This is a genomic window from Georgenia muralis, from assembly GCF_003814705.1.
Classification (GTDB): domain Bacteria; phylum Actinomycetota; class Actinomycetes; order Actinomycetales; family Actinomycetaceae; genus Georgenia; species Georgenia muralis.
Genome location: NZ_RKRA01000001.1, coordinates 3,023,568 through 3,044,502, shown reverse-complemented (window position 1 = coordinate 3,044,502; position 20,935 = coordinate 3,023,568). Strand labels below are relative to the sequence as shown.

General features: G+C 70.3%; 21 protein-coding genes. 12 read left to right on the top strand and 9 right to left on the bottom strand.

What is annotated here, in order from left to right:
• Nucleotides 1-206 precede the first annotated feature (206 nt).
• Nucleotides 207-1,559, bottom strand: a complete 1,353-nt coding sequence (locus tag EDD32_RS13685; protein WP_170175299.1) for a multicopper oxidase family protein — start codon at nt 1,557-1,559, stop codon at nt 207-209.
• A gap of 288 nt (nt 1,560-1,847) precedes the next feature.
• On the bottom strand, nt 1,848-2,207 hold the full coding sequence (locus EDD32_RS13680) for a cupredoxin domain-containing protein (protein WP_281274920.1): 360 nt from the start codon (nt 2,205-2,207) through the stop codon (nt 1,848-1,850).
• Between the two features lie 545 nt (nt 2,208-2,752).
• Between EDD32_RS13680 and EDD32_RS13675 the strand changes: the two genes are divergently transcribed.
• The 5 genes from EDD32_RS13675 to EDD32_RS13660 all read left to right on the top strand — a co-directional run bounded on the left by EDD32_RS13675 (nt 2,753) and on the right by EDD32_RS13660 (nt 6,651).
• Nucleotides 2,753-3,196: a hypothetical protein gene (locus tag EDD32_RS13675; RefSeq protein ID WP_246006136.1), complete on the top strand. Its 444-nt coding sequence runs from the start codon at nt 2,753-2,755 to the stop codon at nt 3,194-3,196.
• A gap of 1,169 nt (nt 3,197-4,365) precedes the next feature.
• Nucleotides 4,366-5,118 carry a M23 family metallopeptidase gene (locus EDD32_RS18880; RefSeq protein WP_170175297.1) on the top strand — a complete coding sequence of 251 codons (753 nt, stop codon included), beginning with the start codon at nt 4,366-4,368 and terminating at the stop codon, nt 5,116-5,118.
• Nucleotides 5,119-5,298: 180 nt separating this feature from the next.
• Nucleotides 5,299-6,078: a prolipoprotein diacylglyceryl transferase gene (locus tag EDD32_RS13665; protein WP_246006300.1), complete on the top strand. Its 780-nt coding sequence runs from the start codon at nt 5,299-5,301 to the stop codon at nt 6,076-6,078.
• Nucleotides 6,079-6,178: 100 nt separating this feature from the next.
• Nucleotides 6,179-6,325 carry a hypothetical protein gene (locus EDD32_RS18875; RefSeq protein WP_170175296.1) on the top strand — a complete coding sequence of 49 codons (147 nt, stop codon included), beginning with the start codon at nt 6,179-6,181 and terminating at the stop codon, nt 6,323-6,325.
• Entirely contained in the window at nt 6,322-6,651 is a 330-nt protein-coding gene (locus EDD32_RS13660) for a DUF2933 domain-containing protein (protein WP_123918313.1), read from the top strand. Before EDD32_RS18875 ends, EDD32_RS13660 begins: the two co-directional genes overlap by 4 nt.
• Here the strand turns inward: EDD32_RS13660 and EDD32_RS13655 are convergent.
• On the bottom strand, nt 6,635-7,633 hold the full coding sequence (locus EDD32_RS13655; RefSeq protein WP_246006135.1) for a HAMP domain-containing sensor histidine kinase: 999 nt from the start codon (nt 7,631-7,633) through the stop codon (nt 6,635-6,637). The genes EDD32_RS13660 and EDD32_RS13655 overlap by 17 nt on opposite strands.
• A gap of 131 nt (nt 7,634-7,764) precedes the next feature.
• Entirely contained in the window at nt 7,765-8,481 is a 717-nt protein-coding gene (locus EDD32_RS13650) for a response regulator transcription factor (protein ID WP_123918311.1), read from the bottom strand.
• Nucleotides 8,482-8,808: 327 nt separating this feature from the next.
• Here EDD32_RS13650 and EDD32_RS13645 point away from each other — a divergent pair, with 327 nt between their 5' ends.
• The 7 genes from EDD32_RS13645 to EDD32_RS13615 all read left to right on the top strand — a co-directional run bounded on the left by EDD32_RS13645 (nt 8,809) and on the right by EDD32_RS13615 (nt 14,528).
• The gene (locus EDD32_RS13645) at nt 8,809-9,075 is read left to right on the top strand and encodes an SHOCT domain-containing protein (RefSeq protein ID WP_123918309.1); all 267 of its coding nucleotides are present in this window, start codon (nt 8,809-8,811) and stop codon (nt 9,073-9,075) included.
• Between the two features lie 2 nt (nt 9,076-9,077).
• Entirely contained in the window at nt 9,078-10,550 is a 1,473-nt protein-coding gene (locus EDD32_RS13640; protein ID WP_123918307.1) for a multicopper oxidase family protein, read from the top strand.
• A gap of 361 nt (nt 10,551-10,911) precedes the next feature.
• Entirely contained in the window at nt 10,912-11,721 is an 810-nt protein-coding gene (locus EDD32_RS19810) for a C40 family peptidase (RefSeq protein ID WP_123918305.1), read from the top strand.
• A 67-nt stretch (nt 11,722-11,788) separates the two neighbouring features.
• Nucleotides 11,789-12,427 (top strand): thioredoxin-like domain-containing protein, encoded by a 639-nt coding sequence (locus tag EDD32_RS13630; protein ID WP_246006134.1) that lies wholly within the window; start codon nt 11,789-11,791, stop codon nt 12,425-12,427.
• Nucleotides 12,428-12,646: 219 nt separating this feature from the next.
• The gene (locus EDD32_RS13625) at nt 12,647-12,940 is read left to right on the top strand and encodes a glutaredoxin family protein (RefSeq protein WP_123918303.1); all 294 of its coding nucleotides are present in this window, start codon (nt 12,647-12,649) and stop codon (nt 12,938-12,940) included.
• A gap of 2 nt (nt 12,941-12,942) precedes the next feature.
• Nucleotides 12,943-13,917: a cytochrome c biogenesis CcdA family protein gene (locus tag EDD32_RS13620; RefSeq protein WP_123918301.1), complete on the top strand. Its 975-nt coding sequence runs from the start codon at nt 12,943-12,945 to the stop codon at nt 13,915-13,917.
• Nucleotides 13,914-14,528: a peroxiredoxin family protein gene (locus EDD32_RS13615; protein ID WP_123918299.1), complete on the top strand. Its 615-nt coding sequence runs from the start codon at nt 13,914-13,916 to the stop codon at nt 14,526-14,528. Before EDD32_RS13620 ends, EDD32_RS13615 begins: the two co-directional genes overlap by 4 nt.
• Nucleotides 14,529-14,581: 53 nt before the next feature.
• On the opposite strand, the gene EDD32_RS13610 is transcribed toward EDD32_RS13615, so the two are convergent.
• The 5 genes from EDD32_RS13610 to EDD32_RS13590 all read right to left on the bottom strand — a co-directional run bounded on the left by EDD32_RS13610 (nt 14,582) and on the right by EDD32_RS13590 (nt 20,891).
• Nucleotides 14,582-15,331 carry an amino acid ABC transporter ATP-binding protein gene (locus EDD32_RS13610; protein WP_246006133.1) on the bottom strand — a complete coding sequence of 250 codons (750 nt, stop codon included), beginning with the start codon at nt 15,329-15,331 and terminating at the stop codon, nt 14,582-14,584.
• Nucleotides 15,332-15,393: 62 nt separating this feature from the next.
• Nucleotides 15,394-16,059, bottom strand: a complete 666-nt coding sequence (locus EDD32_RS13605; protein WP_211338823.1) for an amino acid ABC transporter permease — start codon at nt 16,057-16,059, stop codon at nt 15,394-15,396.
• Between the two features lie 19 nt (nt 16,060-16,078).
• Nucleotides 16,079-16,888, bottom strand: a complete 810-nt coding sequence (locus tag EDD32_RS13600) for an amino acid ABC transporter substrate-binding protein (RefSeq protein ID WP_123918295.1) — start codon at nt 16,886-16,888, stop codon at nt 16,079-16,081.
• 347 nt (nt 16,889-17,235) lie between these two features.
• Nucleotides 17,236-18,900 carry an IS1634 family transposase gene (locus tag EDD32_RS13595; protein WP_123913672.1) on the bottom strand — a complete coding sequence of 555 codons (1,665 nt, stop codon included), beginning with the start codon at nt 18,898-18,900 and terminating at the stop codon, nt 17,236-17,238.
• Nucleotides 18,901-19,172: 272 nt separating this feature from the next.
• A complete protein-coding gene (locus EDD32_RS13590) occupies nt 19,173-20,891 on the bottom strand; it encodes an IS1634 family transposase (RefSeq protein ID WP_123918293.1) in 1,719 nt (572 codons plus the stop codon).
• Between the last annotated feature and the right edge of the window lie 44 nt (nt 20,892-20,935).

Below are 20,935 nucleotides of genomic sequence, written 5' to 3'. Positions count from 1 at the left end.
CGAGGTGATCGCGAGCGCGTCCGGCCCGGGCCGGTGTGGCCGGTCCCTTCGAGTGAACAAGGTGACGGCACCCTCGCGCCACCCGGGAGCCGGAACTTCACCGGTTCTTCATGGATGGATCCAGACGGTCGTGACGGCCGTCACGATCATGGCCACACCGTCCGAGCCCACCGGACGGGACACACCGAACGCGGTGTGGTCCTTCGTCAGGGGACGTAGGACAGGACCGTGGTCATGCCGAGCTCGGCGTGGTAGATGTTGTGGCAGTGCACCGCCCACTGGCCGGGGTTGTCCGCCTGCAGATCCACCGTCAGGGTCTCCATCGGCAGCACGTTGACCGTGTCCTTGCGGATCCCGGGCCGGTCGCCCGCTCCGAGGGCGAAGGTATGGCCGTGGACGTGCATGGGGTGGAACATCATCGACTCGTTGCGCAGGACCAGCCGGACCCGCTCGTCGGCTCGGATCTCCAGCGGTTCGTGGTCGCCGAAACCGGCGCCGTTGAGGAACCACTTCCGGCCGCCGTCGACCATCTGCAGAGCCAGCTCGAGCTCGCGGTCGGGATCTTGCGGGTCGAGAGCCACCTCACCCGTCGGGGCCAACGCACCGTAGGTGAGCAGCCGGCCGCGCAGCTCGGCGGGGCTCGCACCCGGGACCGGCACGTGCGCGGAGGCGGTGCGCAGCAGGGCGAAGCCGCTCGGCGCGTCCTTGCCCTCGGGCACCGCGACCACCGGGAAGGCGCCGTCGCCCGCGGTGAGGACGACGTCATACCGCTCCCCCATCCCGATGATGAGGGTCTCGACGTCCACCGGCTCGACGGGGAAGCCGTCGGTGTGGGTCACCGTCAGGGTGTGCCCACCGACCGCGAACCGGTAGGCGGTGTCGCTCCCGGCGTTGATGATCCGTAGCCGCACCCGGTGCCCGGGCCGGGAGCGGATGACGTAGGGGTCCTCGGGCAGGCGGCCGTTGATGAGGTGCGCGGGGTGGGCGACGTCGCCGGTGTCGGCGCCCAGCGGCCGGTCCGGGGAGGGCATGGTGTCCTCCATCGCGCTACCCCCGTGGCCCATGCCGTCCATGGCCGTGCCGCCCATGACCATGCCCTCTCGGGCCATGCGCTCGAGGATGGTCTCCGGCGAGTCGCCCCAGCCGTCCGTCCAGTCGTCCAGGACCAGGACGACCTCCATGTCGTAGCCGCCCGGCTCGGCCGGGTCCTCCACGATGAGCGGGGCCTGGAGGCCGGTGTCGAGCTGGACGCCCACGTGCGGGTGGAACCAGTGCGTACCCGGGTCGGGGACGACGAAGGAGTAGTCGAACCCCGCGCCCGGCGCCACCGCGTCCTGGGTCAGACCTGGCACACCGTCCATGTCGTTGCGCAACGCCAAACCGTGCCAGTGCACCGTCGTCTCCGCAGGCAGGTCGTTGACCAACCGGACCCGCAGCTCGTCCCCGGCCCGCACGCGAATCTCCCGTCCCGGCACTGTGCCGTCATAGGCCCACGTCCGCACCACCCGGCCCCCGAGATCGACCTCGGTAGCGGCCGCCCGCAACTCACGACGCACCACCGTGCCGCTCCTGCGCCGAGCCGCCTCGGTCCGGGCGACCAGGTCAGTCCCAGGACCGATCGGGCCCGGACTGGGCTGGTCGAACAGCCGGGTGCCGGCGAACGCCCCACCACCGATCACCACCAGACCGGCGGCACCCACCTGGAGGAACCGGCGACGACCCATTGGCTCTGCGGATAACGGGGACACGGGCTGGCTCCTGACAAAGGCGTGGGGCTGACGGTGTCAGCAAGGACTGTGGCCTTCCGAATCATCCCCGGCGCGGACGAAGGTCCTTCGGCCGGACGGTCAAGGTTCGCTGAAGACCCCGGACTCGCCCACGGCGAGCGTGCCGTGGAGCATCTCCATTCCACAGGTGAACTCATAACAGCCGACAGGCAGGGCAGGCAGTTCGATCTCCGTGCGCTCGAAGCACGGCAGATCGACCACGACACCGAGCTCTGGGATGTGAAGCTGCTCAGAGCACCAGGACCCCTCCTGGCGATGAACGCTCAGGACCGTGGGCACGCCGGCAGCCAAGGTGACGACCTGGGGGAAGTACGAGCCGCACACCGTCAGCTCGGCCCGCTGCGACGGTGGGGCCGCACGAGGGCGGTCTCCTCTCGACGGGGACGACCTGGGACTTGACGACGCGGACGGCGCCTGCACTGCGCCACTGACCCAAGCGGTGAGCGCTCGCGGACGGATCACGCTCCCACCTCCCTCCTTCGTCTTGGCACCCGAATCCGGCTGGACTCGTCACCTGTCCTTCGGTGTAACCGGTACGACGCTCGCCCCCGGATGACACACCCGGCCTCGTCGGAACTGCCGTCGTGGCTGCCGTAGGCGCCGAATCATGCCCGCCAGCATGAACGGGCACGCCGGGAGCGCCGCAACAGTCAAGGCCTGCACCGGGGTGAGGCCGAGCAGGAGAAGGAGGACGAGAGCCCAGCGCTGATGAGGAGCACTCCTCTGAGGAGGCCGTCACCGCTGTGGTTCACGAGAGTCTCCCTCCGCCGGCGCCGGCTGCGGCTTGCGCGTCGTCCGACCGGACCCATGGTTCCCCGGCGCCCCGAAGATCACCTCGACCGATCCATGGAGAAACGCTGAAGCCGGTGCGCCGCCACACCGTGCCCCGCACCGGCTCAGCACTTCATCGGTCCTTCACTGTTCGTGCCCGTCACCGTCAGCAACGTGGGGGCACGATGGCGGTCATGAACCCCACCGAAGCTCCGACGCAGGACAAGACGCCTTACCAAGACCTGATCACGACCGCCGTACCCACGGATGTGGCGCCGGGCCGCCGTCGCAGCGTCTGGACAGCCCTGACGGGTGTGCTGGGTGCCCTCATGGGGCTGGCCCCGCACGTCCTGCACCACGTGGGGCCGCTGGTCGGCACTGCCGTGGTGGCCGGCGCCGGGGGCACCGCTCTCTTCGGTGCCCTCGGTCTGGTCGCCTCCGTCCCCATGCTCATCAAGCTCAAGCGTCGTTTCACGAGCTGGTGGGCTCCGGCGATCGCCCTCATCGTCTTCACGGGCATGTTCGCGCTCTCCTCCTTGGTCATCGGGCCACGAATCAGCGGTGACAACGGAGCCGACGGCCCCACCCAGCCCTCGGTCACCGAGACCGTGGACCACGAGGTCCATCACGACTCCTGACCGCGCGCTCGACACCATGCCCAGTGACGGGAAACCGAGGTCTGGCTTCCGTCGACTGCGTCCCGACGTTGTCGATCCGGGGTCCGAAGATGTGCAGTTGGTGAAGATGCGACGAAGGACGCCCAGGCTGTGCGGTGGGCGACCAACCGGCCGTTATCGTTCTGTGACTATCCGCTCGGCGTCGCGCGGTCCACGTTCCCCGCCGTCCGGAGGTTGCTCGCATGTCCACTGCTGTGCCCGCATCGCAGGCTCGGGCACGGTCGACCCGGCGCACCGTCCGCGACGGGTTCGAACTCGACCCCTCCCCGGATCCCGTCAGGGAACCTGCCGACCTTCTCCGCGACGAGGTGCGGAAGCAACCGCCGGCTGCCGCGGTGACCCGGCGCCAGCTCCGACAGGCCGACCAACCCCCGGCTGCCGCGGTGACCCGGCGCCAGCTCCGACAGGCCGACCAACCCCCGGCTGCCGCGGTGACCCGGCGCCAGCTCCGACAGGCCGACCAACCGCCCGCTCCCGCTCCGACCCGGCGCCAGCTCCGCGAGGCCGGTTCCCCCGACGCTCACCGGTCCGAGCCGCCCTCCCCCCCACCAGCCACGGGAGCGAACCCCGTGGCTCGCCCGTCGGCGGCGTCAGCCGGTGCGAGCACCCGTCGCGAGCGGCGCACCCTGGCGGACGGAGACCTTGCGCCTGCCTCGTCGCCGAGCGGCGCACCGGCTGCATCCGAGGAGCCCGGACCAGCGACGGACGGTGCCCCGTCCCCCTCAGCGGCTCAACCAGCGAAGCGGTCCTCGCCCGCGGACGGCGCGAGAGCGGCCACTCCACCACCCGGCGTCGGCCTCCTCCGCCCACCCGAGCACGCGGTGAGGCCGGTCCGACCCGACGACCACGCCGCCACGGGTCGTACGGTGCCCGAGCGTGCACTGACGACCCCGGCAGCACCGGAGGGGGCCGCCCAGGCGGCGCCGGTGGAACCCGAGGAGCTGGACCGCCGATGGCGGGCGATCGTGGGGACCGCCAACGCGGCACGGAGAGGAACGGAGCTCCCGGTTGTCGAGGAGGACCGCACCGAGATCCTGTCCGCGGCGTCGTGCGAGCCTCGGCCCGGCTCGAGGCGCCGGCGCCGGCGATCCGCCGAACCGGGGGGGCACCGCAACACCGCAGGGCGTGCCATGGTCGCCGGCGTGCTGGGTGTGCTGACCATAGGTGCCCCGTTGCTGGGTGCGGCAGAGCCGGGGCACGGCGCGCAAGCGTCCGCCGCGACCTCGGTGTCGACGCGGGCGAGCGTCCTTGTAACGCTCGACGCCGCAGCAGCCGGGGCGACGGTGGTTCCGCCGACCAGCCTGCTTGCCGACCCCACCGCAGCCGGCCGGGCCCTGATCACCCAGGCGTCGCGGGCAGGGACCCGCGGCGCTCTTCCCACCGGCGGCATCGACGGCGCCAACGGCGCGCTGGCCGCGGTGGTCCCGCAGGAGCGGATCGTCATGCCGGTGGCCCAGGGCGCCTACCGGATCACATCCCTCTACGGCTGGCGCAACAATCCGTTGGGGCCCGGAAGGGACTACCACGCTGGGGTCGACTTCGCGGCCCCCCTGAAGACGCCCATCTACGCCGTCGCCGACGGCACGGTGACCTACGTGGGCCCGGGCAAGGCAGGTCGTTCGGGCATGCTCATCATCCTCGAGCACGAGATCGACGACCGCACCGTCTACACCTGGTACAACCACGAGGATCCCGACGGCATGTACGTCGAGGTCGGCCAGCAGGTGAGCGCGGGAGACGTCATCGCCGGGGTCGGCAACTACGGGCGCTCGACAGGGCCACACCTGCACTTCGAGGTGCACACCGACGATAACCTCACCACCACCGAACCGCTGACCTGGCTCGAGGACCAAGGTGCGGTCGACATCTCCCAGGTGCGGTAACGCGGTCCGTGCCGTGCGTTGGGCGGCCGTCGGCCGGTAGCGGCGAACTTCACCGGATTTTGACCGTACTGGCCACCTGTCGTTCGGGAGCGCCCGGAAGACTGGCATCGACGCGCCGAACCGGCCGACCGGCCGGGGTTCTGCACGCGTCCGCGGCCGAACGGAGTTGCCTTGCGACCGGTGCTTTTCTCGATCCTCGGGGTCGACGTGCAGAGCTACGGTCTGAGCAAGGCTCTGGCCGCGCTCGTGGCCGCATGGTTGCTCGGGCGCGCGTTCGAGACGCTTGGGCTGAAGAAGGACTCCGCCCATGCGCTGGTCCTGTGGGCCACGGTGTGGGGGTTCGTCGGAGCGAAGATCTACTTCCTGCTCGAGCGGCTGCCCGATGTGACCGCGCACGACCTCGGCGGCATGGGTTTCACCTGGTACGGCGGGCTCGTCGGGGGGCTGGGGGCGGCGCTCGTGGTGATCCGCCGCCATCATCTGCCGGTGGGCCCCGTGGCCGGCGCCGCGGCGGTCCCGCTGACCGTGGCGTACGGGATCGGACGTCTGGGATGCCTGGTGTCCGGCGACGGCACGTACGGGCGCCCCACCGACCTGCCCTGGGGCATGCGGTTCCCCTCCGGCGTCGTCGCCACCGATGTGCCGGTGCACCCCACCCCTGTGTACGAGGCACTCGCTGCAGCACTCATCGCCGTCGCGCTGTGGCGCATAGCCAGCCGGCTGTCGCCCCTGGCGGTGTTCGGCGTCTACCTGGTCCTCAGCGGTCTGTCCCGGTTCCTCGTCGAGTTCTTGCGTGTCAACGACGCCGTCGTGCTCAGTCTGACCCAGCCGCAGCTGTGGGCGATCGCGAGTGTCGTCGTCGGCGTCCTGCTCGTCCTTCGCGCAGGACGTGTCACGTCGGATCAGACCCAGGGGGTGCGTGAGAGCCCTGGTCTCCGAGTGACCAGCGCCCGGGTCTGAGGTTCAGCAAAGATTCACCGGTTCTGCACCGGGCTGCTTCGGTCCGAGCCGCAGACTCCACAGATCGGTCGAGGGAGGGAACGTCACGATGGAGCTGGGTGTGTTGTTCCTGCTGGTCCTCGCCTGCCTCGTCTACGTCGCGTTGGGCGTGTGGGTGATCTCGGCGATCTTCCCAGCCCTGGAGGACGACGAACTCAGCCCGGATGACACGGCAGTGACACTCACCCAGAAGGAGCCTCACCGATGACCACTCCCCCGGCCGGCCACAACCACTCGGGCAAGTCCCACCTGCTGGGCATGCTGGCCGCCGGGGCAGTCGCCCTGGTCGTCCTGCTCGCCGCCGGCAGGTCCTTCGGCGAGGCGCTGCCGCTGGCCGCCCTGCTCGCCTGCCCCCTGATGATGATCGGCATGCTGTTCATGATGGGCCGGGGCCGCGACCAGGGCGCCCACGGGTCGGGTGACCACGTTGGTTCCTGCCACGCCGAGACCGACGACCGGCCGGTTGTCGAGCGCCTGACAGGGGTGTCCGAACGACCTGACGTCACCGAACCGGAGGTCACCGGCCGGCCGTGACACTCCCCCGTACGGGCAGTGTCACGGTGAACGTCGAACCCGTCCCCGGACCGTCGCTGGTGGCAGTGACGGCGCCGTCGTGGGCCTGGACGATGGCCCGCACGATCGCCAGTCCGACCCCGGAGCCGCCATGTGCTCGATCACGCGCGGTGTCGACGCGGTAGAAGCGCTCGAACAGGTGCGGCAGGTGCTCGTCGGGGATTCCCTCCCCGGAGTCGGAGACCACGATGACAACGGCGGAACCGTCCTGACGCGCGAGGAGCCGGACGCTGCCACCGTGGGGGGTGTGTCTGAGCGCGTTGTCGAGAAGGTTGGTCAGCACCTGACCGAGGCGGTCACGATCGGCGACGACGACGGCGCCCGTGGCCGCGCCGTCGATCTTCGTGTCAAGGTCAACCCCACGCGCCGCGAAACGGGCCGCGGCCAGCTCTGCGGCCGACCGGACGAGGGCGGCCACCTCCACCGGCTCACGCCGCATGCCCAGCCGGCCCTCCTCGGCGGTTGTCACGAGCGCGACGTCCTCGGCGAGCCGGGCCAACCGCCCGACCTGGGTGCGCAGCATGGTCAAGGTCTTCTCGTCCGCCCGCTCGACACCGTCCATGATCGCCTCGAGATAGCCGTCCAACGTCGCGACCGGCGTGCGCATCTCGTGGGCCAGATCGCCGAGCATCCGGGTACGGCTGGCTTCCACCGCACTGAGCTCGGCTGCCATGGTGTTGAAGGCCGCGCCCATGTCGTCGAACTCGCGTCCCATCCCCAAGTGCGGCATACGGACGGAGTGGTCGCCGGCCGCGACCCGCTTCGACGCCATGGTCGCCAGCCGGAGCGAGCGGGTGACACGCCGTGACAGGAACAGGCTCACGGCCACCGCGGCGGCGAGCGCGGTCACCAGCGCCAGGCCCAGCGAAACGGCCGAGGCGGTGCGGAACGCTCGCTCCGCATGCTCGACCCCTGCAGGATCACTCAGCCCCGTGTCGACCATGTGGTCGTGGAAGACCGCCGGCCCGATGGCGATCGCGACCGCCCACGCCGTCCCTGCGGCGACCAGGACCACCGCCATCGTGGCCGCGAGGAGGCGGGCGGCCAAGCCCCACCGCTCCGGCCTGACCGGGCTCACTCTCCGGGGCCCATCCGGTACCCGACCCCGCGCACCGTCCGGACGAACACCGGCTCGGTCGGGTCGTCCCCCAGCTTGCGTCGCAGGTGTCCGATATGGACGTCCACGAGGTGCTCGTCGCCGACCCACCCGTCACCCCACACCTCATCGATGAGGGCCCGGCGGGTCAGGACCATCCGGGGACGTGATGCCAGTGCCGCGAGGACGTCGAACTCCGTTCGTGTCAGATCGACAAGTCGGCCGTCGACGAAGACCTCCCGCCCAGCGGCATCGAGGGTGAGGCGACCGAACGAGGCGGCCGCCTGGCCCGCCTGGACGTGGCGACGGGGCCGGCGCAGCATGGCCCGCACCCGGGCCATCAACTCACGCGGGCTGAACGGCTTGGTCATGTAGTCGTCCGCACCGACGGACAGCCCGATCAGCTTGTCCACCTCCTCCACACGGGCGGTCAGCATGATGATGTAGCAGTCCGAGTACGTCCGGACGGTCCGGCAGACCTCGATCCCGTCCACCCCCGGCAGGCCCAGATCCAGCACCAGGATCCCTGGATCCCACTGCCGCATCTGGGCGATCGCCGTCTCCCCGTCGCCTGCGACAGCGACCTCGAAGCCCTCCCGCTCGAAGTAGCCTGCCACCAGCCGTGCGAGTGGAGCCTCGTCATCGACGATCATCACTCGTGGCAGGTTCGGTCTGTCCGGGTTCAGCGCTTGCATGGACCCATTGTGCGGTCGGCGGACCGGGGCTGATCGCAGCAGGATGCTGCTGCTCGCCGTCTTCACCAGATCTTCATGCGAGCCCCCTTCGTCCCGCAGGGTTGCGCCATGACCGGTTCCTGACCCGACGACGACACCGCGCGAGCACATGCGAGCCGTCACGGCCGCGGAGCATCCGCACGCTCCCAGGTCCGGGCGGTGAAGTGTTCATGAAGAATCCCTGAGCCGCTCGCTCACGAGGGGCGACCGGAAGCCGAACATCTAGACTTGTGATACCCCGGCGGGTATCACGTCGGGGAAGGGACGGATGTGAGGAAGGTTGGTTCGATGATGTGGAACGAGTACGGGATGGGTACGGGCCTGGGGGGGCTCGTGGTGGTGCTGCTCGTCGGCGGTGTCCTGCTTCTCGTCGGCGGTGTTCTCCGTAGGGGGCGGTCGGGCCGCACTCCCGATCGCGTAGGACAAGGCGGCCGGGGAGTCGCGCCCGGCCCGAGTGCCCCGAGCACGGAGCAGATCCTCGCCGAACGGTACGCACGTGGCGAGATCGACGCACGGGAGTACGAGGAGCGCGTCCGGCAGCTCCGGGGCAGGTGACGGTGGAACCGATCAGCAGGCGACAGGCCCTGGCACTGGGGGCGCTCGGCACCGGCGGCGTGGTCGCCGGCGCTCTGGGCCTCGCTCGCACCGGCGTGCCGTGGGGCGGCGGGACGAGCCCTGGAGGGGACCTCACCCCGCGCCGGGCCGGCGGCGCGGACCTCGTGGAACCCGAGGTGCTCACCAGTGCGGACGGCCGCCTACGGGTCGAGCTGACGATGGCCGAGGCGGAGGTCGACGTGGGTGGACGGAGTGCGCGCCTGCTCACGTACAACGGCACCGTGCCAGGCCCCACCTTGCGCCTGCGCCCCGGGGACACCCTCCAGGTACGGCTGGCGAACCAGCTCGACGCGCCGACGAACCTCCATGTGCACGGGCTGCACGTCTCCCCCGAGGGCAACGGTGACAACCCGTTCCTGACCATCGAGCCGGGCGAGGTCTTCGACTACGAGTTCGTGCTGCCCGCCGACCATCCCACCGGGACCTTCTGGTACCACCCGCACCACCACGGCCACGTCGCCGACCAAGTCTTCGGCGGGCTCTACGGTGCCATCGTCGTCGAGGACGACCTCCCGGTGAGCCGGGAGCGGATCCTCATCGTCTCCGACCTCTCTCTCGAGGCGGACGGCAGCGTCTCCCGACCGAGGATGCAGGACCAGATGATGGGCCGCGAGGGCAGCATCGTCCTCGTCAACGGCCAGGTCCGGCCGCGGGTCACCGCCGCACCCGGCGAACGGCAGCGATGGCGGGTGGTCAACGCCTGCACCTCTCGGCATCTCGTGCTGGACCTGGCGGACCAGCCCGTAGACCTGCTCGGTGTCGACCTCGGACGCTCCTCCGCTCTACGGGCGGCCGAGGAGGTACTCCTCGCTCCCGGTAACCGGGCCGATCTCCTCGTCACCCCGTACGCCGGACGGACACCGTGGCGGGCTCTTCCTTACGACCGCGGCGGAATGGGAATGGGCAGGGGCGGTGCGTCTGGCCCTGGTTCGGCCATCCTCGCCATCCTTGAGGTGAGCGGCGCGACGGTCGAGTCGCCGCCGCCGTTGCCGGCCGCGACCGCTCCGGCCGATCTCCGGACGGTGGAACCCGCCCGGCGTCGTCTCATCACGTTCACCATGGGTATGGGCATGGGCGGCGGCATGTCGTTCGGCTTCGACGGCCGATCCTTCGACCCCGCCCGCACCGACCAGGAGATCGTCGGCGGCACGGTGGAGGAGTGGACACTGGACAACCCCACCCCCATGGACCACCCATTCCACCTCCACGTCTGGCCGATGCAGGTCGTGGAGGCGGACGGGAAGGCGGTCGCGGACCCGCGGTGGCGCGACGTCGTCGAGGTCCCGGCCAGGGGTCGCCGGGTCGTGCGAATCGCCTTCGAGGGCTTCGCGGGTCGGTCCGTGTACCACTGCCACATCCTCGACCACGAGGACGGCGGGATGATGGGTGTGGTGGAGGTCCGTCCGGCCCGGTAGGTGTCCGACCGCGGTTCTGCCCGACGCAGGGGTTCCCGGAGCCCCCGACCTCCCGACCCGGCTGGAGCGGGTGCTCCCGTCAGCTTCCGTGAAGATTCGATCAACATCGTTACCAGAACGTGACAACGGCAGACCGCACCCCTAGCGTGGCAGCGCTCCGAGGCACGCTGCCTGGGAGCCCGGACGGGCGTCGAGCCCCGCTGCCGTCCGCGACTCGCAACCGCGGCGGGGACGGGGGAACCAGTGTGTACGGGCACGGTCAGCCGTGCCCTCGGGGTGAAGCCAGGCCTTCTCACGCAGGCCCGACCGGGTGCACTCCCGCCCGAACCCGACAGCTCACCCCGCAGGCGCAAGGAGCACAATGTCCCGACCCGTGTCCCGTGCGCGCCACCGCGCCCCGCGTCATCCCTCCACGCCCCTGACCCTGGCCCTCGCTGGGCTCCCCGCACATCGGTCGCTGGCCGTCATCGCCTCCTCCGGCCTGGTGATCACCATGGCGGCGACGTCGGCCACCGCGGTCCCGTCCGGCGCGGCCCTTCCCGACGTCGACGCCGGAGCGGCCGCGCGTGAGGCCCTGACCGCGATCGTCACGACCCCCACGGTCAAGGTTCCGGCCGACGTCAGCTGGAACCTCGACCCCGTGGCCACCGTGCAGGCGACACCCCGGCCCGAACCCGTGACCGAACCGGAGCCGGTGCAGGTGGAGCCCGAGCCGGAGCCTGCCGTCAGCCGCGCCGTCCCGGCAGCTTCGCGGAGCACGGCGCGACCCGAAGCCGCACCAGCTCCCCAGGCACCTGACGCGCCGGTCACCCCTGCGCCGGCCCCTGCCGCGACGGCGTCCGGGCAGGCGATCGTGGACTACGCCCGCACCTTCCTCGGCGTGCCGTACGTCTGGGGCGGCACCACCCCCGCAGGCTTCGACTGCTCCGGCTTCACCCAGTACGTCTACGCGGCCTTCGGCATCTCCCTGCCCCGGACCTCCTCGGCGCAGGCCACTGTCGGCACCCGGGTCTCCGCCGCCGACGCCCGTCCCGGGGACCTCGTCACCTGGCCCGGCCATGTGGGCGTCTACACCGGCAACGGCAACAACATCGCCGCCCGCCAGCCCGGCACTCCGCTGACCGAGGGGCCGATCTACAACTCGAACCCCACCTTCATCCGCGTCGCCTGACGTGTCGACCGACGTCTCCCGTGGTGGAATCTCCTCGGCGGACACCTGAACATCATGGAGAAGAAGTGTGAACAAGCCCAAGCAGCAGGACGACCGCATGGCGAAGGTGGCCGCCCTCCGGGCCGAGCAGGTCCGCAGAGACCGCCGTCGGCGGCTCGTCATCGTCGCCGCGGTCGGCGTCGTGATTCTCGCCCTCGTCGGGACGACCACCGCCGTGATCCTCGGCGCGCGCACCGAGCAGGCGGCCGTGGAGGCCGCCGCTGAGCAGCCCATCCCCGACGTCGAGGAGACCACGGACCTCTCGGCGAACCACGTCGACGCCGCGATCGCCCCGTCGGCGCTGCCTCCGCTGGGCGGCGACCACGACCCGGTGTGGCAGAACTGCGGCACCTATGACGAGCCGGTCCCCAGCGCGAACGCCGTGCACTCCCTCGAGCACGGTGTCGTCTGGGTCACCTACCGGCCCGACCTGCCCGAGGACGAGGTGGCCATGCTGCGTGAGATCGTCGAGGGCAAGTCCTACGCTCTGCTGAGCCCCTACCCCGGCCTCGCCGCGCCCGTCGTCCTCACCGCCTGGGGGGTCCAGCTCGAGCTCGACGACGTCGACGACGAGCGGATCCCCACCTTCCTCACCAAGTACCTGCAGGGCGAGCAGAGCCCGGAGCCAGGCGCCTCCTGCAGTGGCGGCAACGGCACCCCAACCTGAGTCGGAGCCCACACCGGACTCATGCCGTGAACCGGGCAGAGGCCCAGAATCGGCGACGGCGGTCTGCGCGGCGCGCAGGCCGCCGTCGTCGCGCCGGCCCCCGGTCCAGGAACTTCATCGATTCTTGACCGGACGCTCGTCACGACGCGGGGTCGACGGGGACATGCTGGACCGGTGCCCGAAACTCAACAGACCCCGGCGAGCGCTGACAATGACGCCATGCCGACCGCCGTCGTGCGGGTGACCGTGGTGCACGCACCGGCGTGCCACTTCTGCGAGGACGCCGAGCGAGCGCTGGAGGCGCTTGCCGAGCGCTACCCGCTCGACGTCGACACCATCGACATCGACTCCGCCGAGGGCCGGCGCCTCGTCGCCGTGCACCGGCCGGCGATGAACCCGCTGGTCCTCGTCGACGGGACGTTCTTCAGCTCCGGGCGACTCCCCCGTCGGAAGCTGGAGAAGGTGCTCGCGCGGACCGTTCCCGTCGTGTCGGCCCGACCGGTGGTGCGGTAGCGGTGGGCAACGAGCTTCTGGCCACCGGCAGCGTGCTGGCCGCGTTCTTCGCCGGCGGGGTTGCCCTCTTCGCTCCGTGCTGCATCGTCTTTCTCGCTCCGAGCTACCTCGCCGGGGCAGCGAAGAACCGGCGTTGGCGCCTGCTGCCGCTGACGTTCGTCTTCGCCGCGGGTCTCGCCCTCATTCTGGTGCCCATCACCCTGGGCATGAGCCTGCTGGCGGGGGCGATCGCCCAGTACCACCAGCCCCTCTACTGGGCCGGCGGCCTCCTCATGATCGCTCTGGCGGCTCTCGCCGTCTCCGGGCGGATGTGGTCCCTGCCCAGCTTCCTGCGGGCCCCGGACACCTCACGCGGTGACACCGCGAGCTTCTTCGCCCTCGGCGTCTTCTCCGGTATCGCGTCCTCCTGCTGCGCACCGGTCCTCGCCGGCGTCATGACCCTGTCCGTCCTCTCCGGCTCCGCCGCCGGCGGTGTGGTCCTGGGCCTGGCCTACGTCTTCGGCATGGTCTTCCCGCTCTTCGTCATGGCGCTGCTCTGGGACAGGGCACGCCTGGGCGAGCGGAAGCTGTTCCGCGCCCGGCTCGTGAAGATCCGTCTCGGCACACGGGTCCTCGTGACCAACACCGTGAACCTCGCCGTGGCGATCGCCTTCACGATCATGGGCATCTTCGTCATCGCGCTTGCCGGCAGCCCCGACATGACCGGTGGCACCGCGGCCCAGGCCGCCACGGGCGAAGGCCTCGCGGAGGTCTTCGGGCGCATGCAGACATGGCTCAGCCCCGTGCCCGAGCCGCTGCTCGGGCTGGCGCTGCTCGCGCTGGCGGCCGTCTTCGTCGTCGCGACGTTGCGCGACCGGGGCAGGCGCACTGCGGACGGCTCGGCAACGCACGGCGACACCATCGGCACCACGGACACGGCCGGGGGTCCCTCGACGCATGACCACGACACCACCTCTTCCGAAGGACTGACCCGATGACCGCCCGGACCAGCGCCCCTACCACCAAGAGCAGAACCGCCAACCCCAGGAGCGCCAGCGCCCTGCAGGAAGCGCGCCTCCGCCGCCAGCGCATCGCCTGGCTCGTCGGGCTGATCGTCATCATCGCCGCCGTGGCCTTCGGGCTCATCACCTCCCGACCCGGAGCCTCCACCGACACCCGCCTGGCACCCGACTTCACCCTTCCGACGACCGACGGCACGTCCGTCACCCTCTCGGAGCTGCGCGGCAGCCCTGTCCTCCTCTTCTTCAGCGAAGGGGCCGGGTGCGCCGCCTGCACCGTCCAGATGGCCGAGATCGAGAAGGAGACCGGCTTCGACGAGGCGGGAATCACCGTTCTGCCGATCGTCATGAACACCGCCGAGCAGATTCTCCCGGACATGCAGCGCTACGGTGCGACAACCCCCTACCTGCTCGACGACGGCACCGTCTCCGAGGCATACGGGACGCTCGGCACCGGCATGCACGCCGGACTTCCCGGCCACGGCTTCGTCCTCATCGACGCCGACGGCGTCCAGCTCTGGCAGGGCGAGTACCCCTCCATGTGGCTCGAGCCGACGGATCTGCTCCAGGAGGTCACCTCACGCCTGTGAGGCGACATACCTAGCAGCCACGCACGAGTCAACTCGTGCGAGCCGCACGCCACCTAGATCGGGTCGAGGATTCGGCGCAGGAACTGCCGGGTGCGCTCGTGCGCCGGCGCCGCCAGCACCTCGCGGGGTGGCCCCTCCTCCACGATCAACCCATCGTCGAGGAAGACGACGCGGTCGGCCACCTGCTGGGCGAACCGGATCTCGTGCGTGACGACGACCATCGTCCAGCCCTCGCCCGCCAGGTCACGCATGACCCGCAGGACGTCGCCCACGATCTCGGGGTCCAGCGCCGACGTGGGCTCGTCGAAGAGCATCAGCGCCGGCCGGATCGCCAGCGCGCGGGCGATGCCGACGCGCTGCTGCTGCCCGCCGGAGAGCTGGTAGGGGTAAGCGTCGGCCTTCTCCGCGAGCCCCACCTTGGCCAGGAGCGCGTGAGCCGCCGCCACCGCCTCTTCACGCGGGCGGCCCTGGACGTAGACCGGGCCCTCGACGACGTTCTCCAGCGCCGTGCGGTGGGGGAAGAGATTGTGTGCCTGGAACACCATGCCGGACCGCGCCCGCAGCCGGCGCAGCGCCGCCGGCCCCGGCCGGGTGGCGAAGTCCACCGTCACGTCACCGATCCGCACCGTGCCTCGCTCCGGCACCTCCAGCGCGTTGAGGCAGCGCAGCAGCGTCGTCTTGCCGGATCCGGAGGGACCGATCAGGACGGTGACGCTGCCGGGTGCGACGTCGAGATCGATGCCGCGCAGCACCTCGTGGGAACCGAATGCCTTGCGCAGTCCGCGCAGCTCGAGCAGGCTCATCCGTCCCTCCAGGCCCGGCCGGCCGGGCGCCGCCGTCGGCTCGTTCGCGGGCTCCGGGCCACTCATACTGTCACGTACCGCGAGAGGCGCCGCTCCAGACGGTACTGCCCGGCCGAGAGCACGAAGCAGATCACCCAGTAGATCGCCGCCGCCAATGTGTAGAGCTCCAGGAACGCGAACGACGGCGCAGCGATCTCCTGGGCCTTGCGCATCATCTCGGTCACCAGGATGGTCGAGGCCAGCGACGTGTCCTTGACCAGCGAGATGAAGGTGTTCGACAGCGACGGCACGGCCACCCGGAGAGCCTGCGGCAGCACGATCCGCCGCATCGTCATCCGGTAGCCCATCCCGACCGTCTGCGCGGCCTCCCACTGCCCACGCGGCACGGCGATGATCGCCGCCCGGATGGCCTCGGAGGCGTATCCGCCGACGTTGATGGAGAAAGCGATAACCGCCGACGGGAACGGGTCCAGGACCACACCGAACGACGGCATCGCGTAGAAGATGATGAACAACTGCACGAGTAGCGGTGTCCCGCGCACCACCGACACGTACGCCCGGGCCGCCCCAGAGACCAACCGCCGACGCGAGAGCCGCATCAGAGCGACGACGAGCGCGATGGCCAGCCCGACCGTGAACGAGATCAGCGTCAGGGGGATCGTGCCCGCGACGGCGCCGGTCAACAGCGGGACCACCGAGTCGAGGACGAGCTGGATCCGCTCGTTCACCGTGCGCCGGCCCGCGCGGTCACTGGGAGACGTCCTGCCCGAACCACTTCTCGGAGATCTCCGTCAGGGTCCCGTTCGCGCGCAGCTCCTCCAGGGCCCCGTTGATGGCGTCGAGAAGGCCGGAGTCCTTACGCATGGCGAGTGCCTGCTCGCCGCCCTCGTCGACCTCGAACGCGATCTTGACGTCGGTGTCGCCTGTGGTCTTCAGGTAGTCGAGCACGGCCAGGTTGTCGTTGAATGTCAGGTCGATCCGGCCCTGCTTCAGCAACGCCAGCGACTGCGTCAGCCCCTCGACCGTCTCGACCTGCGCGCCCGCATCCGTGGCGAGCGTGTGCCAGTTCGACGTCGCGGACTGCGCCGCCGTACGACCCTCGACGTCCTCGATTGAGGTGATCTCCGTGTCGTCGGTCCGGGTGACGACGACACCAGTGGACACGGTGTAGGGATCGGACAGGTCGTACCTCGACTGACGCTCCTCGTTGATGGTCACCTGGTTTGCGATGACGTCGTAGCGGCCCGCCTCCAGCCCCGCGAAGATGGCGTCGAACTGCGTCTCGCTGAACTCCGGCTCCACGCCGAGCTGCTCTGCGACGGCGGTGACCACCTCGACGTCGTAACCCGTCAGGTCGTTCGTCTGCGGGTCGTGGAATGTGAAGGGCGAGTAGGTCCCCTCGGTGCCCACCTTCAGCACGCCGGACTCCTGGATCTGCGCAAGAACGTCCTCCCCCGCCGTCGTTGTTGACTCCCCCGACGGCGACCCCCCCGAGCAGGCGGCGAGACCCGTCGTCAGCGCCGTTGCCAGACCAATCAGGAATGTGGCTCGCTTCATACGTCCTTCTCCTCTGTAGGACGGACCGATCGGCCCGTTCTGGGTGGATTCCGCCGACGGTCGAAACGTTCGACGGCGCTCTTCTCGGGTGTGAGCCTCGAGGGGTCCGTGCGGCGCGGTCGGCGCATCGCGGGGTCGTGGCAGGTCGGAGCGGGATCGCTCAACAACACAGACGGAGCACGGCCATGGCGACGACTCTAGCCCGGCGGTCTGGGCTGCCCAAAATCGTCTCAGGATCTGCGAATGACCTGCTGGCACGGCATTCGACCGATCTTCACCCCCATCACAGGGGAAGGTCCAGTCCACAGACGGGACTGGACCTTGCTGACGCACTCACCTGAGTTCGGTCATTCGCTTAGTGCCTGAGTTTTCCCGGTCGTGAGGGCGTCGATGATGGTCCGTCGGTCGGGGTCGATGTGCGGCGGGATGGTTTGGGTGGCGCCGTTGGCCGTGATGGTCGCTGAGCGCAGCGGCCGGAGCTGGCGGATGACGTTGCGGATCGCGAGCCCAGAGCGGGCCTGGACCTCGCGGGAGACGGCCAGTGCGGTGAACACGATGGTCAGGTGGGCCTCGATCGCGTCCCGGGTTCGAACGAACATGGGCCGGGCGGCCAGATCGGTCTTGGACATCCGAAACGACTGCTCGACGTGCCAGAGCTCGTGGTACGACCCGATGACCTCACCCGCGGGCATCAGCCGGGCGGGGATGTTCGTGACGTAGCCCTTGAGCCCGACCAGGCGCCGCGCCCTGGCGAGGGCGGCCTCGTCCAGGCTGCGCGCGTCACCGGTGGTCTTGACGAACCGCGGGGTCCGGGTGGCCTTCTCCCCGGCGATGACCGCGCGGGCCCGGTTCTCCTGCAACGTCAACGTCTTCCCGTCCCGCGCCGCCCGCTTGGCCGAGTAGGCCCAGACCGCCCGCCACGACCCAGGGTGGCGGTCACGGTCCCAGATCGGCTCGACCTTGACCGCTTCGTTGTTCTCGCTGCGGTGCCGCCCGGTCCGGGGCGTGAGGGTGTCGATGACCTGGGCGTCGGTGAACGCGTCCCCGTGCCAGCGGAAGTGCGAGGCCAGGTCCAGCGGTGCCTTGGTCACCCGGGAGCCGACGATGAAGCGCAGGTTCGCCTCCTCCAGAGCGGCCAGGTTGCCCGCCGAGAGCATCCCGGCGTCGGCGACGACGACCATGTCCTCGACGCCGTGCCGGTCCTGGAACTGCTTGACGATCGGCACGATCGTGGCGGTCTCGGCCTGGTTGCCCTCGTAGCAGCCGATCTCGAGCGGGAACCCGTGCCGGTCGACGAGCAGGCCGACGACGATCTGCGGGTCGACGCGGCGTTCCTTGGAGTAGCCGACCTTGCGCAGGTCGTCCTCCTTCTCCGCCTCGAAGTACAACGTCGTCACGTCGTACAAGCACAGCGAGACGTCACCGCTGGTCACCGCGTGGGTGAAGCACAACGCGGCGACCTTGTCCCGGTAGGCGCCGGGCCCCTCGCCGGCCGCGGCCCGGGCCAGGGTGCGGCGCATCGTCTTCTCACTCGCCGGCCTCACGCCGAGGTCGGTCAGCACCCGGGCGGTGTCCAGGATCGAGGTCGGCTCCACGATCCGGGCGATCACCAGGTCCCGGAACACCTCATCGCCCAGGGCGTCGAACCCCAGATCGGTGAACACCGCGGCGAGTGCGTCGTAGAGCACCCGAGAGGAGGTCGCCACCACCCGGGGCGGTGCGACCGGTCCCCGCCGCTCCTGTACCGGGGAGCCCGGCTCGCCGAAGAGAGCCGCCACTCCGGGCCGGCCGATCAGCGTCGTTCTGGGCGCCGCCGGCTCGAGGCCGAGGTCGAGCTGGTCCTGGCCCGGGTCGTCCAGCAGCTCCCGCGCCCGCTCGACGAGCAGCCCGAGCTCGGCCTCGGTATGCGCCGACCCGACGTGCACGACGATCCGCCGACGACCCCCAACGGACTCAGCGATCTGCACGGCCGTCGCCCCCGAGGCCGTCCGCACCCGCCGGATCCACGCCACAAACCCCACGGTAGAGCACCAATTAGTGCCTCAGAACCGCCTCCCACGCTCCCATCACCGCAGGTCAACGAACTACGCGATCCCGCAGCGCGACGCGGTGACCAAACTCAGGACAGACGGGACTGGACCTTGCTGACGCACTCACCTGGGTTCCGCAGCTGAGGTGAGTGCTAGGTGGCCGGTTGTGGGGTCTGACCTGCGGGTTTGGATGGTTGAGCGGTGACATGGCGTGTCACTAGGGGGCGGCCTCGTCGGGGTGGGCCCTGGTGGGCTCAGGGCGTGGTCAGGTCCAGGATCCGTGGGGGTGTGGGGACCTGCAGGGCGGTGAGGATCTGCCGCTGGGCGGTGGTGGGGGTGGTGGTCTGACGGTAGGTGCCGGCCGGGCCGGTGAACTGCCCGAGGTGCAGGCGCTGCATCTCGGCGCGGACGCCTGTCCAGGTCTGGGTGGTGGTGGTCTCGATGATGCGGATCAGGAGTAGGGCGAGCCAGCACAGGATGACGTGGGCGCGGATGCAGTCCTCGAGGCGGTGGTGGACCGGGCGCAGGTTGAGGATCTGCTTCATGTCGCGCCAGCCGCGCTCGACCTCGAGGAGCTGCTTGTAGCCCAGGGCGAGGTCCTCGGCGGACAGGGTGGGCTCGTTGGTGCGTAGCAGGTACTTCCCGTCCAGCTTGGCCTCGGCGGTGATCGCGGCCCGGTCGACCCGCAGCAGCCCGCCGGCGCTCACGCGCAGGTAGCGGTTCAGGCCCGGTTTGGTCGAGATGACCCCGCGCAGCTGCGCGCGCTTGGTCACGGAGAGTTTGTCGGTGCCGGCGATCATCTCCTGAAGGCGGGCGACCAGCTCGGCGCGGATCGCGGCGTCGCGGACGGCCTGGTCGGGGTTGTGGGCGATGACGAACCGGTCCCCGTCGCCCAGGCGGACCTCCTTGACGCGCAGGTTGCCGGTGACCTCCTGGTACCGGCCCTGGCGGGACAGGGCTGCGGTGGCCTCGGCCGACCCGGAGCGCAGCTTCTCGCCCAGGATGTACCCGCCGCCGGCGCGTTGGAGGTAGCGGCGGTTCTCCGCTGAGGTGAACCCGCGGTCGGCGACCCAGACGACCTTGCCGAGGTTCCACTGGGCCATGTCGTCCTTGACCTGGCGGATCAGCGCCGAGTCGGCGGTGTTGCCCGGCCAGGACCACACCCGCACCGGGATCCCGGTGCGGGTCACGGCCATCCCGATGACGACCTGGGGCAGGTCCTCGCGGTGGTCCTTGGACTTGCCGTACGTGCGGAACCCCGTCGCCTTCACCGCCCCCGCCGGCGCCGTCTCCGCGCCGGCGTCCTCGTCCAGGCGCTGGCCGGTCTGGTCGCGCCACACCGGTTCGTCGGCGCTCTCGGTCTCGAAGTAGATGGAGGTGGTGTCGAAGAAGAGCAGGTCGACCTCGAGGTTGAGCAGGTCCGCGACGTTGTCGTACACCGTCTTGGCCAGGGTGTCCTCGACCGAGAGCAGCCAGTCCATGGCCCGGTAGCACGCGTCGTCGGAAACCTCGGGCAGGCCGGGGATGTGGACGTCGGCCCCGACCCAGGACGCGGCGGCGAGCTTGGAGGACGGCGCCAGCGCCCGGTTGGCCACCAGCGCGAAGCACACCCGCTCCGTCACGGGCTCCCGCCGCCCGCCCGCGAGCAGCTTCCCCATCGCCTTGCCGATGCCGAGCTGGGACCACAGGTGGTCCAGCACCCACGCCCCGCCCAGCGGCCGGGAGGACTCGAACGCCAGCCCGGCCGGCCCGTCACCACCCTGCGCCGCGACCGGGTCGGGGTCCAAGGTCTTGGTCAACGAGGCGATCAGCCGCTCGATCGCGGCCCGGTCGACCTGGTCGGTGCGGCCGAAGTTGTACAGCACCCGCATCTTCGCCGACTTCGTGCCCGGGTCCCACTCGTTGTGCGCGAGCTGGAGGTAGCGCACCACCGAGCCGTCCTTGTTCCGCCGCGACGACGTCCGCATGAACATGTCACCACAGTAGCGGCCGATTTGCGCACGCGTGTTGCTCGACA